At 68.6% G+C, this 14245-nt stretch carries 11 protein-coding genes; 10 read left to right on the forward strand and 1 reads right to left on the reverse strand.

Features of this window, described 5'->3' with window-relative positions; translation table 11 throughout:
- Positions 1-228: 228 nt before the first annotated feature.
- The 5 genes from ACWGCN_RS13230 to ACWGCN_RS13250 all read left to right on the forward strand — a co-directional run bounded on the left by ACWGCN_RS13230 (position 229) and on the right by ACWGCN_RS13250 (position 5220).
- A complete protein-coding gene (locus tag ACWGCN_RS13230; RefSeq protein ID WP_379318496.1) occupies positions 229-1254 on the forward strand; it encodes a beta-ketoacyl-ACP synthase III in 1026 nt (341 codons plus the stop codon).
- Between the two features lie 190 nt (positions 1255-1444).
- Positions 1445-1636 (forward strand): hypothetical protein, encoded by a 192-nt coding sequence (locus ACWGCN_RS13235; protein ID WP_378633833.1) that lies wholly within the window; start codon positions 1445-1447, stop codon positions 1634-1636.
- Between the two features lie 33 nt (positions 1637-1669).
- The gene (locus ACWGCN_RS13240; protein WP_378991198.1) at positions 1670-3337 is read left to right on the forward strand and encodes an FAD-dependent oxidoreductase; all 1668 of its coding nucleotides are present in this window, start codon (positions 1670-1672) and stop codon (positions 3335-3337) included.
- A gap of 70 nt (positions 3338-3407) precedes the next feature.
- A complete protein-coding gene (locus ACWGCN_RS13245; protein ID WP_452457724.1) occupies positions 3408-4880 on the forward strand; it encodes an ATP-binding protein in 1473 nt (490 codons plus the stop codon).
- Entirely contained in the window at positions 4873-5220 is a 348-nt protein-coding gene (locus tag ACWGCN_RS13250; protein ID WP_378633825.1) for a UBP-type zinc finger domain-containing protein, read from the forward strand. Before ACWGCN_RS13245 ends, ACWGCN_RS13250 begins: the two co-directional genes overlap by 8 nt.
- 7 nt (positions 5221-5227) lie before the next feature.
- Here the strand turns inward: ACWGCN_RS13250 and ACWGCN_RS13255 are convergent, their stop codons facing one another.
- Positions 5228-5692, reverse strand: coding sequence for a hypothetical protein (locus ACWGCN_RS13255; RefSeq protein WP_378991201.1), 465 nt, complete (start codon positions 5690-5692; stop codon positions 5228-5230).
- A 76-nt stretch (positions 5693-5768) separates the two neighbouring features.
- On the opposite strand from ACWGCN_RS13255, the gene ACWGCN_RS13260 reads away from it, so the two are divergent.
- The 5 genes from ACWGCN_RS13260 to ACWGCN_RS13280 all read left to right on the forward strand — a co-directional run bounded on the left by ACWGCN_RS13260 (position 5769) and on the right by ACWGCN_RS13280 (position 14238).
- Positions 5769-8012: an AAA family ATPase gene (locus ACWGCN_RS13260; protein WP_449967737.1), complete on the forward strand. Its 2244-nt coding sequence runs from the start codon at positions 5769-5771 to the stop codon at positions 8010-8012.
- Positions 8013-8084: 72 nt separating this feature from the next.
- Positions 8085-9362: a hypothetical protein gene (locus ACWGCN_RS13265; RefSeq protein WP_452457723.1), complete on the forward strand. Its 1278-nt coding sequence runs from the start codon at positions 8085-8087 to the stop codon at positions 9360-9362.
- A gap of 114 nt (positions 9363-9476) precedes the next feature.
- On the forward strand, positions 9477-12266 hold the full coding sequence (locus tag ACWGCN_RS13270) for a Na+/H+ antiporter subunit A (protein WP_452457722.1): 2790 nt from the start codon (positions 9477-9479) through the stop codon (positions 12264-12266).
- Complete coding sequence (locus ACWGCN_RS13275; RefSeq protein ID WP_378991207.1) at positions 12263-12646, forward strand: Na(+)/H(+) antiporter subunit C; 384 nt, start codon at positions 12263-12265, stop codon at positions 12644-12646. The genes ACWGCN_RS13270 and ACWGCN_RS13275 overlap by 4 nt, the downstream gene beginning before the upstream one ends.
- Positions 12643-14238, forward strand: coding sequence for a Na+/H+ antiporter subunit D (locus ACWGCN_RS13280; RefSeq protein WP_452457721.1), 1596 nt, complete (start codon positions 12643-12645; stop codon positions 14236-14238). The genes ACWGCN_RS13275 and ACWGCN_RS13280 overlap by 4 nt, the downstream gene beginning before the upstream one ends.
- Positions 14239-14245: the final 7 nt, after the last annotated feature.

Below are 14245 nucleotides of genomic sequence, written 5' to 3' on the forward strand. Positions count from 1 at the left end.
CCTCGATCCCTCGAAGGGTCGGCGAGCAATCGCCTTGTCCCCAAGATACCCCCGGCTCCACTGTGACAATCGACACTCTGATCAAGAGGCGCTAATATGAGGAAGCCTCATGTCTGAGCGTTCACATGGTGTCCACGTACGGGTCACGGGCGATGAGGGACAGATTTCGATGCTTCGGGTACACCCAGCGGTACTGCCGCAGGTTGACAGGTACATAGGAGACGCACAATGGCTCGAATCGCCCAGACGACGGGTACTGAGCACACCGCCATCCTCGGATTGGGCGTCTACCGCCCGGCTCGGGTGGTCACCAACGACGAGGTAGCGGGGCCGATCGACTCCAGCGACGAGTGGATCCGCACCCGGTCCGGCATCCATACCAGGCGCTTCGCCTCGGACGAGGAAACCATCCAGTCCATGAGCGTCGCCGCCGCGCGCGACGCGATCGCCGCCGCCGGGGTGCAGGTCGACCAGATCGACTGCGTCATCGTGGCGACGTCGACCCATCTGATGCTCACCCCGGCCATCGGCCCACGCATCGCCACCGAGCTGGGCATGACCGGCGCGGCCGCCTTCGACATCTCGGCGGGCTGCGCCGGGTTCTGTCACGCGGTGGGTATGGCATCGGACCTGGTCCGGGCGGGCACCTCGAATCACGTGCTGGTGCTCGGCGTCGAAAAACTCACCCCCACCGTCGACTTCACCGACCGCGCGACGGCCTTCCTGTTCGCCGACGGCGCGGGCGCGGTGGTCGTCGGCCCGTCCACCGAACAGGGCATCGGCCCGACCGTGTGGGGTTCGGACGGTACTCAGCACCACGCCATCCGCCAGACCAAGGACTGGGTGGAGTTCTTCGACGAGATCGAGGAGAAGGGCACCGACGCGGTGCGCCCCTATCTCACGATGGAGGGCACCGCGGTGTTCCGCTGGGCCGCGCACTCGCTGGAGAAGGTGTGCCGCGACGCGATCGACCGCGCGGGCCTGACCACCGGCGACCTCGACGCGATGATTCCGCACCAGGCCAACGGCCGGATCATCGAGATCATGGCCAGGGTGCTCGAGCTACCGGAGCACTGCGCGCTCGCCAACGACATCGAGGATTCCGGCAACACCTCGGCAGCATCGGTCCCCCTCGCGATGGAGGCGCTGTTGCGCAAGGGCGAATCGAAGCCGGGCGACACCGCGCTGCTGATCGCCTTCGGCGCCGGGCTGTCCTATGCGGCACAGGTTGTCGCCATGCCCGCCTGGAAATAACCGATCAGCAAATTCTCACAAAACCGGGGTGGCCTGCGCCGAAGCAGGCCACCGACCGGTTGGCTCGCCGTGTCCACCTTGTCCCGCTTGCACCAACTCGGACATGCTGGCAAACTTTTCGCTACCGACGTTTGCTGATCGACGAAGCTCAGCCTCCAGCGTTCCCGTCGTCAACCCGAGGTGATCGGCCGTGAAACTGCGCTCACTCCTGCCACGCAGGCACATCAACGAGGTCCCGCTCCTGCCGAGCATCGGACCGGACGACGCCTTCGCGCTCCCCAGCGCGTTCGTGCCCCGCGGCACCCGTCTCAAACGCGAGGAACGCCTCGAACGATTGCTCACCCCCACCGAACTAGACCTCGTCCTCCACCACCAGCTCTGACGGCTACCTCACAGCAGGGGGATACTCGATCGGGTGAGCACTCCCTCGGTAACCAAACCGGCCATTCTGAGCGTTGACGACGATCCCGGCGTATCGCGCGCCGTGGTGCGGGACCTGCGCCGCCGCTACGGCGCCGACTACCGGATTCTGCGGGCCGAATCGGGACCGCAGGCACTCGAGGCGCTGCGCGAGATGAAACTGCGCGGGCAGCCCGTGGCGGTGCTGATCGCCGACTACCGGATGCCCGGCATGGACGGCATCGAATTCCTCGAACAGGCGATGGACCTGCACCCCTACGCACGCCGGGTGCTGCTCACCGCCTATGCCGACACCGACGCCGCGATCGACGCGATCAATGTCATCGATCTCGACCACTATCTGCTCAAGCCGTGGGACCCGCCGGAGGAGAAGCTCTACCCGGTGATCGACGGGTTGCTCGAGGTGTGGCGCAGCGCCGAGCAGCGGCCGGTGTACGAGACCAAGGTCGTCGGCGATCGCTGGTCGCCGCGGTCTTCGCAGGTGCGAGAGTTCTTGGCGCGCAATCAGTTGCCGTATCGGTGGTATCCGGTCGACGAGCCGGAGGGCACCCGGTTGCTGGAGGCGGCGGGCGCCGATCCGCTGACCTGTCCGGTGGTGATCACGGCCGCGGGCACCGCCCTGATCCAGCCGACCGACAGCGAGCTCGCCGAAAACGTCGGGCTCACCGTCGAACCCAGCGGGGACTTCTACGACCTGATCGTGGTCGGCGGCGGACCCGCCGGACTCGGCGCGGCGGTCTACGGTGCGTCGGAGGGCTTGCGCACGGTGCTGGTCGAGCGCACGGCCACCGGCGGACAGGCGGGGCAGAGCTCGCGGATCGAGAACTATCTCGGATTTCCCGACGGGGTCTCGGGGTCACAGCTGGCGGATCGGGCGCGGCGACAGGCGGCGAAATTCGGCGCGGAGATCATCACCACTCGCGATGTGGTCGCGCTCGAGATCAACGGGTCGGCGCGCACCGTGCGATTCGCCGACGGTGGAAAGCTGTGCGCGCATACGGTTCTGATCGCCACGGGCGTGGACTATCGACGCCATCCGGCACCGGGTGTGGACGAATTCACCGGGCGCGGTGTGTATTACGGTTCGGCGATGACCGAGGCGGCCGAGTGCGCCGAACAGGAGGTCTACATCGTCGGCGGGGCCAACTCGGCCGGACAGGCCGCGGTGTTCCTGTCCCGCAACGCGCGTCGCGTGCACCTGGTTGTCCGGGGCGACTCGCTGGACAAGTCGATGTCGCACTATCTCGTCCGGCAGATCGCGGCCATCCCCAACATCGTCGTACACACCGAGACCGAGGTCGTCGGCGTCGACGGTGACACACACCTGGAACGCATCGTTCTGCGCGACAACAGCACCGGCACCGAAGACAAGGTCGACGCGCAACGGCTGTTCCTGTTCATCGGCGCCGCGCCACAGACCGGCTGGCTCGACGGCGTTGTCACCCGAGACGCCGCCGGATACGTGCTGGCCGGGCCCGACCTGATGGTCGACGGCGCGCGACCGCCCGGCTGGGAACTGCCGCGCCCGCCGCAACACCTCGAGACCAGCGTCCCCGGCGTGTTCGTGGCGGGCGATGTGCACGCCGAATCCGCCAAGCGGGTCGCCTCGGCGGTCGGCGAGGGCGCGATGGCGGTCATGCTCGTCCACCGGTATCTGGCATGAGAGGTCAGCGGCCGGAGGCGGTAGCGGAGCGTAACCACGCAGGCCGCCCGATCATGCCCATTGAGACAGCATGAGTGAGGACTCTATGATCTGCGATCCGGAAGAACTGCGCACCCTGTTCCTGTTCGAGAAGCTCGACGACTCCCAGCTCGCCGAACTGTGCGCCATCGGGCGCATCGAGTACGTCGAACCGGGCCCGGTGTTTCGCGAGGGCGAACCCGCCACCTGCTTCTACGTGCTGATCGACGGCGAGGTCCGGCTCACCAAACTGTCCGGCGGGGTGGAGATCGAGATCAACCGCACCGACCATCGCGGGGTGTACGCGGGCGCCTGGATGGCCTACCTGGGCGATCGGGCGAACCAGGACTACAACGGCTCGATGTATGTGCTGCGCCGCTCCCGGTTCCTGGTCATGGACGCAGCCGATTTCTCCCGGATCATGCACGAGTGGTTCCCGATGGCCGTGCACCTGCTCGAGGGCGCGTTCTTCGGCGGGCAGAAGTCGAACCAGCGGATCGCCGAACGCGAACGGCTGCTCGCCCTGGGATCGCTGTCGGCCGGGCTCACCCACGAACTCAACAATCCCGCCGCCGCCGCGGTGCGCGCCACCTCCGGCCTGCGCGAACGCGTCGCCGGGATGCGGCACAAACTGAAGATGATGGCCGAGGGCAAGTTCCCCGCCGACGCGCTGGTCAAGCTCGTCGAGATGCAGGAGCAGGCCGCCGACCAGGTCGCCAAGGCACCCGACCTCAGCCCACTGGAAGCGGCCGATCGGGAGGACGCGCTGGCCGACTGGTTCGAAGAGCGCGGCATCGCCGACGGCTGGAATCTGGCGCCCACCTTCGTGCAGGCGGGCCTGGACACCGACTGGCTGGAGGGTGTGCACGCGACCTTGGAAGCCTGCCAGGCGCCGGTGTTCGAGGGCGCCGTGCGCTGGCTGAACTACACCATCGAGACCGAGTTGCTGATGAACGAGATCTTCGACTCGACCACCCGCATCTCCACTCTCGTCGGGGCGGCCAAACAGTATTCGCAGATGGATCGCGCGCCCTATCAGGTCGTCGACCTGCACGAACTGCTCGATTCCACTCTGGTGATGCTCAACCGCAAACTCGGTGACGGCATCCGCGTGGTGAAGGACTACGACCGCGCGCTGCCGCCGATCCCCTGCTTCGCCGCCGAACTCAACCAGGTGTGGACCAACCTGATCGACAACGCCGTCTACGCGATGGGCGGCGAGGGCACCCTGACGATCCGCACCTTCAAGGAGAACGACTGCGCCGCGATCGAAATCGGGGACACCGGGCCGGGCATTCCCCCCGAGGCGCGGGGCCGGATCTTCGAGCCGTTCTTCACCACCAAACCGGTCGGCGACGGTACCGGTCTCGGTCTCGACATCTCGTTCCGGATCGTGGCGAACAAGCACAACGGTGACATCCGGGTGGAATCGGAACCCGGCAACACGCGCTTCATCGTCCGCCTGCCGTTGCACCCGGCGGCGGAGGATGTCAGCACACCTACTACAGGAGGTCTAGATGGCTGAAGCGGGGATCGATCCGAGCGTGCCGCCCAGTGGCGCCGGGTGCGTCGAATGCGACGCGAGCGGCGGCTGGTGGGTGCATTTGCGCCGCTGTGCCGAGTGCGGGCATGTGGGCTGCTGCGACAGCTCTCCCAGCAAGCACGCGACGAAGCATTTCGAGGCCACCGCGCACCCGTTCATGCAGAGCTACGAACCGGGCGAGGACTGGTTCTACAACTTCGCCAGCGGCGAGATGTACAGCGATGGTCCCGAGCTCGCCGCGCCGACCAGCCATCCCACCGATCAGTCGGTCCCCGGACCGGCCGCGCGGGTCCCCGCGAACTGGCAATCGCTGCTGGGCTGAGCGATGGCTAGGGCTTCATCCCGGCGGCGTCGGCAACCGGCTTGTCGGCATTGGCCGGGACGAGGCAGACCAGCTTCACAGTGCTGAGCGCCACGTTGGGGCTGCCCTCGAACGGACCGCCGGGGTGTGCCGCGAGGATCTGATCGATGGCCTTCTTCTCGCCGTCCGGGTCGAGCGTCTTGAACTGTGTGCAAGTGATGTCGGTGCCCGCCGCGGCCGAGCTCGGCGCCGCGCTCGACGTGGGCGCCTTGGTGGCGGTGGCGGACGCGCTGGAGCTCGGCGTGCCCTTGCGCAGCCCGCTCGCATCAGCGGAGTCGTCGGACCCGCACCCGACCAAGGTCAGGGTCAGTGCCCCGGCGGCCAGAACGGCGAGGGAGATTCGGTTCATCTGCTGCTTTCCCCGGTAGATCGCGGCGCCGGCACCTCCGGCGCGTCCGGTGCAGCGTACCGACTGGCGGCGATAGTTCGTCATGTCAGCCAGAATGGCCGTCTGACCTTGCCGTCGGCCTATCGATTCCTGATCGCGGCGAGAAGGGCAGAATGGGGCGGTGGCTGAACTTTCGCTCACCGCCCGGCTCAATCCCTCCGCAGCCGACGCTCGTCGCGGGGTGGTGCGCCTGCACCCCGAGACGCTCACCGCGCTCGGCCTGCGCGAATGGGACGGCATCGCGCTGATCGGCGCGCGCCGGACCGCGGCGGTGGTGGCGAAGGCGCCCGCGGACAGTCCGCCGGGGGTGGCGCTGCTCGATGACGTGACGCTGTCGAATGTGGGACTGCGGGAGAACGCGGCGGTGACGGTCGCCCCGGTGACAGTCTTCGGCGCCAGACAGATCTCGCTGAGCGGCTCGGCGCACGCTGTGGCCAGCATCCCGGCGGCCACCCTGCGGCAGGCGCTGCTCGGCAAGGTGGTGACCGTCGGTGACACGGTGTCGCTGCTGCCGCGCGATCTCGGACCCGATATCAGTTCCTCGGCGGCCACCCAGGCGCTCTCGCGTGCCTTCGGGATCGCCTGGACCACCGAACTGCTCACCGTGACGGCGATCGAGCCCATGCCGGGACCGGTGAGCGTGCAACCGAATTCGGCCGTCGGCTGGGGTGCGGGTGCGGCAGCGATCCAGCACACGGTGGAACGTGACGGCGATGTGCGCCAGCCTTCGAGCACGCCGGGCCGGCAGTGGTTTTCGGAGCCGGATCAGCCGGGATCCGGCGCGGTGAAGGTGAGTTCGGGGAGCACGCCGGTCCAGATCGAGGATCTGGCGGGCGTGCAGAGCCAGGCGGCCAAGCTGGCCGAATGGCTGAGCCTGGCGCTCGATGAGCCGGAGTTGCTGAAGACGCTCGGCGCACCGGCGCATCTCGGTGTCCTCATCACCGGACCCGCCGGAGTCGGCAAGGCCACCTTCGCCAAAGCTGTTGTCGCACCGCGTCGTATCGTCGAGCTCGACGGCCCGAGCGTCGGCGCGACCGAGAGCGGAACCCGGCTGCGTGAGGTCGCCGAGGCGGTGGCCGATGTCGCCACCGGGCAGGGCGGCGTGCTGCTGATCACCGATATCGACGCGCTGCTTCCCGCCGAGGCCGAGCCCGTCGCCACTCTCGTTCTCGACCAGCTGCGGGCCGCGGTGCGCGCACCGTGCGTTGCCCTGCTGGCCACCACCGCCCATCCGACACAGGTGGATTCGCGTCTGCGCGCTCCGGATCTGTGCGATCGCGAACTGGCGTTGCCGCTGCCCACCGCGGCGATCCGGCGGGCACTGCTGGAACAGCTGCTGCGCAAGGTGCCGGCGGGAAAACTGGACCTCGACGTGATCGCCGCACGCACACCGGGTTTCGTGGTGGCCGACCTGACCGCGCTGTGCCGGGAAGCGGCCGTGCGCGCGGCAGGCCGGGCCAGCCGAGAGCACACCGAACCCGAACTCGTCCAAGACGATCTGATCGGCGCGCTCGACGTGATTCGCCCGCTGTCCCGTTCGGGCACAGAGGAATTGGCGATCGGCTCGCTCGACCTCGACGACGTCGGCGACATGATCGAAACCAAACAGGCACTCACCGAATCGGTGCTGTGGCCGCTGCGCCACCCCGACTCCTTCGCCCGCCTCGGCATCGAACCGCCGCGCGGAGTCCTGCTCTACGGACCACCCGGCTGCGGCAAGACGTTCCTGGTGCGGGCGCTGGCAGGGACCGGTCAGCTCAGCGTGCACGCGGTGAAAGGCGCTGAGCTGATGGACAAGTGGGTCGGCTCCTCCGAACGCGCGGTGCGCGAGTTGTTCCAGCGGGCCCGCGACTCGGCACCCTCGCTGATCTTCCTCGACGAGGTGGACGCGCTCGCCCCCCGACGCGGCCAGAGCAGCGACTCCGGGGTGTCGGACCGGGTGGTCGCCGCGCTGCTCACCGAACTCGACGGCGTCGAACCCCTGCGTGATGTGGTGGTGGTCGGCGCGACCAACCGCCCCGAACTGATCGACCCCGCACTGCTGCGGCCGGGTCGGCTCGACCGCCTCGTCTTCGTCCCGCCACCGGACGGCCCGGCCCGGCTCGAGATCCTGCGCACGGCGGGACGCTCGGTACCGCTGGCCCGGGATGTCGACCTGGCCGCGCTGGCAGAGGATCTCGACGGCTACTCGGCCGCCGACTGCGCCGCCCTGCTGCGCGAGGCCGCGCTCTCGGCACTGCGCCGCGATATGGCCGCCGCCGACGTCACGGCCGAGGACGTGGCCACCGCCCGCGCGAGCGTGCGGCCGTCCCTCGACCCCGCGCAGGTCGAATCGCTGCGTCGCTATGCCGAGAGCAGGGTTTGAGGCCGAACTCGCCACCCTGATCCGGCCGCGACATCCCCGGTGCGGGCATGTGTCGCCGGTAACGTCGGCACGGTGCCCAAGATCGGTGATGGTCTGGACGTGGTCACGGCGTTCGCCGGCGCCGCGGCCGCGGGGATGTCGCTGTTCCTGCCGTTCAGCTTCGGTGACGATTCGTCGATCGATTCGCCGTACCGCGTCACCAGTCTGATCAACAGCGTTCCCCGCGCGGCCGCACTCGGTCTCATCGTCGCTGTCGTCGTCGCCGTGCTGGCCAGGCCGATCACCCGGCCGGGGCTGATCTGGCTCACCGCGACGGGCGGGGCGGCGGCGCTGGCAATCAACTACTTCATCGGCGAGGCGATGACCTCCGCCGACGTACTCACCACCCAGAACTACATCGACTCGCTGTGCGGCGGTGTGCTGTTCGGGGCGCTGTGCATCTGCGCGTGGCGGATGCGCTGGTCCGCGGTCGGTTTCGGGCTCGGGGTCCTGGTCGTGTTCGTCTACGGCGAAGTCGTGGCGGTGTTCACCTCGAACGCCGCGGCGACGGCGGACAAGGCCGTGCACACCCCGTTCTGGCTGATCGGCTCCGCCGTCGTGCTGCTGGCGGTGAACACCGCGCGCCATCGGCACGGCATCATGCTGCCCGCGGTGCCGCGGATGGCGGCGGATCTGCCGATCGCCCCGATCATCGCCACCACCGTGCTGTCGCTGTCGCTGCTGATCGCCACCGAGTGGCTGGGCCGCGAGTTCGACGGCCGCCGCGGAAACTCCTGGCAAGTCGCGCTCGCCGTGATCGTCACCCTCGTGGCGGCGTTCGTGGCCGCCGCGCTCCTGCCGGGCCGCGACGGCACCGGTGTGCTGATCGCCGTGAGCGTCGCCGCCGCGGCCGATTCACTCAGTGACGCACCCCGCCTCGGCTGGCATCTCGTCCTCGTCCTGGTGGTCGGTGTGGTCGCCATCCTGGCGGGCCTGCGGTGGGCGACACCGTGGGGCGTGTTGCTCGGCATCGCCGTGATCTGCGGTTTCGCCATTGTGGCCGAGCGTCTTCCGTGGGCATTCGTGTGGACGGCCGGGGTGGTGCTGCTGACCTGTGTCACCGGTTTCGCGATCGGCTCGATCCGGGTCAGTTACCTGCCGAGCGCGATGCTGGCGCTCGGTGCGCTGTACCTGCCGTCGATCCTGTGGTCGATTCCCACCGGGCAGCGGCACTGGCCGACGGGCAGCACCGCCGTCGCCGATCGAGTGCCGGGGCAGGTGGCACTGGCCATCACCGTCGGCGCCGCGGCCGGACTCGCGGTGCTGTATCAGATCCGGCCACCCGCGCAGCCACGGGCGGCGCAGCCATAGCCGAACCGCTCGCGACATGGCCGACGCGACAACCTCGGTGCCGCCGAACATCCCGTCCGCGCCCGTAGGATCGGGACGCGCTACTCGACCGCTACCTACCCGACGGAGGGGGAGTTGCTAGCCGTACTGCTCGTTCACGCACTGGCCGCCCTCCTGGCCCCGCTGTGTGTACGAGTGCTCGGCCGCAACGCTTTCTACCTGCTCGCCCTGGTACCGCTGGTCAGCCTCGGCTGGGTGATCGCGCACTGGGGAACCACCGTGCGCACGCATGTGCAATGGGCGCCGCAGATCTCGATGGACATCGATCTGCGCTTCGATGCCCTGTCCGCGGTGATGTGCACGCTGGTGCTCGGCGTCGGCGCGCTGATCCTGGCGTACTGCGGGCGGTACTTCGAGCGTGACGAGGCCAGGCTCGGGGTGTTCGCGGCCGAGCTCACCGGGTTCGCCGGTGCCATGTTCGGGCTCGTCACCAGCGATAACATGCTGCTGCTGTACGTGTTCTGGGAAATCACGACGGTGCTGTCGTTCCTGCTCGTCGGCCACTACGCCGAACGCGCGGTCAGTCGAAGGGCCGCGATCCAGGCGCTGCTGGTGACCGGCGCGGGCGGGCTGGCGATGCTGGTCGGCATCGTTGTCCTCGGGCTGCGCTACGACAGTTTCCTGCTCTCGGACCTGCTCGCGGCGAGCTCGGTCCCGGCCGGGAGCGCGGTGCCGGTCGCGATCGGTTTGGTGCTGATCGGGGCGATCAGTAAATCGGCGATCGTGCCGCTGCACTTCTGGTTGCCCGGCGCGATGGCGGCGCCGACACCGGTGAGCGCGTACCTCCACGCCGCCGCGATGGTGAAAGCCGGTATCTACCTGGTGGCCCGGCTGGCGCCCGCGCTCGCGCAGACCCCGCCATGGCATCTGATGCTGCTGCCGCTCGGCATCGTCACCATGCTGCTGGCCGGGTGGCGGGCGATCCAGGTACACGATCTCAAGCTGGTACTGGCGTTCGGCACCGTCAGCCAGCTGGGGCTGATGATCATGATGATGGGCATCGGCACGCCCGACGCGGCGCTGGCCGGGCTCGCTCTCCTGGTGGCGCACGGACTGTTCAAGGCGTGCCTGTTCATGGTGGTCGGCATCATCGATCACGGCGCGGGGACCAGGGATCTGCGCAGACTGTCCGGGCTCGGCCGGCGCGCGCCGGTGCTGTGCGCGATCGCGGTACTCGCCACGCTCAGCATGGCCGGGCTGCCGCCGCTGCTCGGTTTCGTCGGCAAGGAGTCGGCGCTCGGCGCGCTGTGGTCGGCCGAGATACTGAGTCCGCCGGTGCGGTTCGCCCTGCTGGCCGGGGTCACCGTCGGGTCGGCGTTCACCGTGGCCTACAGCATCCGATTCGTCTGGGGCGCTTTCGGAGTAACCGCGAATCCCGAACGCGCGGTCACCTGGCACGCGCCCGGCCCATTGCTGCTCGGTCCGCCCGCGGTGCTCGCCGTGGCCGGGCTGGCGGGCGGTCTCGACACCCAGGCGGTCGATCGATGGTTGAGCCCCTACGCCGAGTCGCTGCCGGGCGTGCTCGACACCCATCTCGCCCTCTGGCACAGCTTCACCGGACCGCTCGCGCTGACGGTGGTCATCGTCGCGGCCGGTATCGCCCTGTTCCTGATCCGCGGCCGGATCGGCGAACCCGCGCACCCGCGTCTCGGCAACGCCGATCGCAACTACGACGCGGCCCTGCGCGCGATGGACCGACTGTCGTTGCGTATCACCGGAACTGTGCAGTCCGGTTCACTGCCCGCCAGCCAGGCCACCATCCTCGGCACGCTCATCGTGTTGCCGACGGTCATGCTCGCGATCGGCACGCGGACCGGAGTGCAACTGCGACTGTGGGATTCACCGTTGCAGGCGGCGATCGGCGCGATCATGATCGCGATGGCGCTGGCCGCCACCGTCTTGCGCAACAGGTTGGCCAGCGTGCTCGTCGTCGGGGTGACGGGCTACGGCTGCGGCGTGATCTTCGCGCTGCACGGCGCCCCCGATCTCGCACTGACCCAATTCCTGGTCGAGACACTGACTTTGGTCGTCTTCGTGCTCGTGTTGCGCGCCTTCCCGGCGGAGATCGCCGAAAGCCAGGGCACGGCGTTCAAGTTCCGCCGGGCACTGCTGGCCGTCGGCGTCGGCATCACCGTCCCCGTACTCGCCGCGTTCGCCATCGCCGCCAAGCACGGGAACCCGATCTGGGACGCCATCCCCGATGCCGCCTATCGGATCGGCGGCGGCAAGAACGCGGTCAACGTCTTGCTGGTCGACATCCGCGCCTGGGACACCCTCGGCGAGATCTCGGTGCTCGTCGTCGCCGCGACCGGCGTCGCGTCGCTGGTCTTCCGCAGCCGCCGCTTCGGCAGCGCACCCCGCGCCGCCGATTCCCCGAACTACGATCCCGACGCGGTGAGCTGGCTGCCCGCCGCCCGCCTCCTCGATCGCCGCGATCGCTCGATGGTCCTGCAGATCACCACCCGCCTGGTCTTCCCCACCATCATGGTGCTGTCGGTGTACTTCTTCTTCGCCGGCCACAACGCGCCCGGCGGCGGCTTCGCGGGTGGCCTGGTCGCCGGATTGGCCCTGACCCTGCGCTACCTGGCGGGTGGCCGATACGAACTGGGCGAAGCGCTCCCGGTCGACGCCGGGCACCTGCTCGGCGCCGGCCTCACCCTCGCGGCGGGCACCGCGACCGCGTCGTTGCTGCTCGGCGCACCGCCGCTGTCCTCGGCGATCATCGAGGTGACGCTGCCGCTGCTCGGTCACCTCAAACTGGTCACCGCCATGTTCTTCGACCTCGGCGTCTACCTGGTGATCGTCGGGCTGGTGCTGGACGTCCTGCGCAGCCTCGGCGCCCGCCTGGACAAGGAAATCCGATGAGTGCCGACCTCGTTCTCCTGATCACCATCGGCGTGCTCACCGCGTGCGGTGTCTACCTGCTGCTCGAGCGGGTGGTGTCGAAGATGCTGCTGGGGATGATCCTGCTCGGCAACGCGGTGAACCTGCTGATCCTCACGATGGGCGGCCCGGACGGGAAGCCACCGATCCTCGGCAGCGCCGACACCTCCCCCGACGGCATGGCCGATCCCCTCGCGCAGGCGATGGTGCTCACCGCGATCGTGATCACCATGGGCCTGGCGGCTTTCGTGCTCGCGCTGGCCTATCGCTCCTACATGCTGACCACCACCGAAGACGTGACCAACGACCCCGAGGACGCCCAGGTCGCCGCCCGCCGCGAACGGGAGGATCCCGAACAGTGACCCTGTCCCCGGAACTGTTGCCCGCCATCGCCCCACTACCCGTACTGGTTCCGCTGCTCGCCGCCGCGGCGACGCTGGTGTTCGGCCGCCGCCCACGGCTCCAGGCGATGATCACGCTGACGGCACTGTCGGTGGTGCTGCTGATCAGCGCTCTGCTGCTGTATCTCGCCGACCGCGACGGCACCACCGCGGTGCAGGTGGGTGGCTGGCCGACCCCGATCGGCATCACGCTGGTGGTGGATCGGCTCAGCGCCGCGATGCTGCTGGTCTCGGCCTTCGTGCTGCTCGTGGTGTCGATCTACGGTGCGGGACAGAACATCTCCGATGGTGGCGAACACCAGCCGACCTCGATCTACCGGCCCACCTATCTGGTCCTGACCGCGGGCGTGTCGACCGCGTTCCTTGCCGGTGACCTGTTCAACCTGTTCGTCGGGTTCGAGGTCCTGCTCGTCGCCTCGTTCGTGCTGCTCACCGTGGGCGCCACCGAGGAACGGATCCGCACCGGCATCGCCTATGTGATGGTGTCGATGGTGTCGTCGCTGATCTTCCTGATCGGCATCGGCCTCACCTACGCGGCGACGGGCACCCTGAATCTCGCGCAACTGGCCGTGCGCCTGGAAGCGACGCCCAGTGGCGTGCGCACCGCCTGCTACGCGGTGCTGCTGGTCGCGTTCGGGATCAAGGCGGCGGTGTTCCCGCTGTCGAGCTGGCTGCCCGACTCCTACCCCACCGCACCTGCCCCGGTCACCGCGGTGTTCGCGGGTCTGCTCACCAAAGTCGGTGTGTACGCGATCATCCGCACGCACACGCTCTGGTTCCCCGACGGCGCGTTCGACAACATCCTGCTGGTGTGCGGACTGGCGACGATGATCGTCGGCATCCTCGGCGCCATCGCGCAGACCGATATTCGGCGACTGCTCTCGTTCACACTGGTCAGCCATATCGGCTACATGGTGTTCGGTATCGGTCTCGCCACCACCGCCGGCCTCACCGGCGCGGTGTTCTACGTGGCCCACCACATCCTGGTGCAGACCGCGCTGTTCCTCGCTGTCGGACTGATCGAACGCCAGGCCGGTTCGGTGTCGTTGCGCCGGATCGGCGGACTGGCCACCGCCAGTCCGCTGCTGGGCGTGCTGTTCCTTGTCCCCGCCCTGAATCTCGGTGGTATCCCGCCCTTCTCGGGATTCATCGGCAAGGTCACACTCCTGGAAGCCGGTGCCGCCGAGGGCAGCGTCCTGGCGTGGGTGCTGGTCGCGGGTTCGGTGATCACGAGCCTGCTCACGCTGTACGCGGTGGCGCGGGTCTGGAGCAAAGCGTTCTGGCGACCACGTGAAGAGGCGCCGGAAGGTCATCTCACCGCGGCGAATCTACCGACACTGGTGGAGGATTCGACCGATGTGTACTACGAGGATCGCACCGATCCCGGCCGGATGCCGGTCCTGATGGTGCTGGCCACCATCGGGCTCGTCTCCGCGGGCCTCGCGCTCACGGTGTTCGCCGGGCCGGTCCTCGGCATCGCCGAGCGCGCCGCCCGCGACCTGAACGACCCGTCGGTCTACATCGACTCGGTCCTCGGCCCGGTGCTGCGATGAGCCGATT

It is taken from the genome of Nocardia sp. NPDC055050, from assembly GCF_053608345.1.

Bases quoted from the DNA above. Each gene is read 5' to 3' on its own strand.
- ACWGCN_RS13250 (WP_378633825.1), top strand. From the start codon at position 4,873: ATGGCTGAAGCGGGGATCGATCCGAGCGTGCCGCCCAGTGGCGCCGGG.
- ACWGCN_RS13245 (WP_452457724.1), top strand. From the start codon at position 3,408: ATGAGTGAGGACTCTATGATCTGCGATCCGGAAGAACTGCGCACCCTG.
- ACWGCN_RS13255 (WP_378991201.1), bottom strand. From the start codon at position 5,692: ATGACGAACTATCGCCGCCAGTCGGTACGCTGCACCGGACGCGCCGGA.
- ACWGCN_RS13275 (WP_378991207.1), top strand. From the start codon at position 12,263: ATGAGTGCCGACCTCGTTCTCCTGATCACCATCGGCGTGCTCACCGCG.
- ACWGCN_RS13230 (WP_379318496.1), top strand. From the start codon at position 229: ATGGCTCGAATCGCCCAGACGACGGGTACTGAGCACACCGCCATCCTC.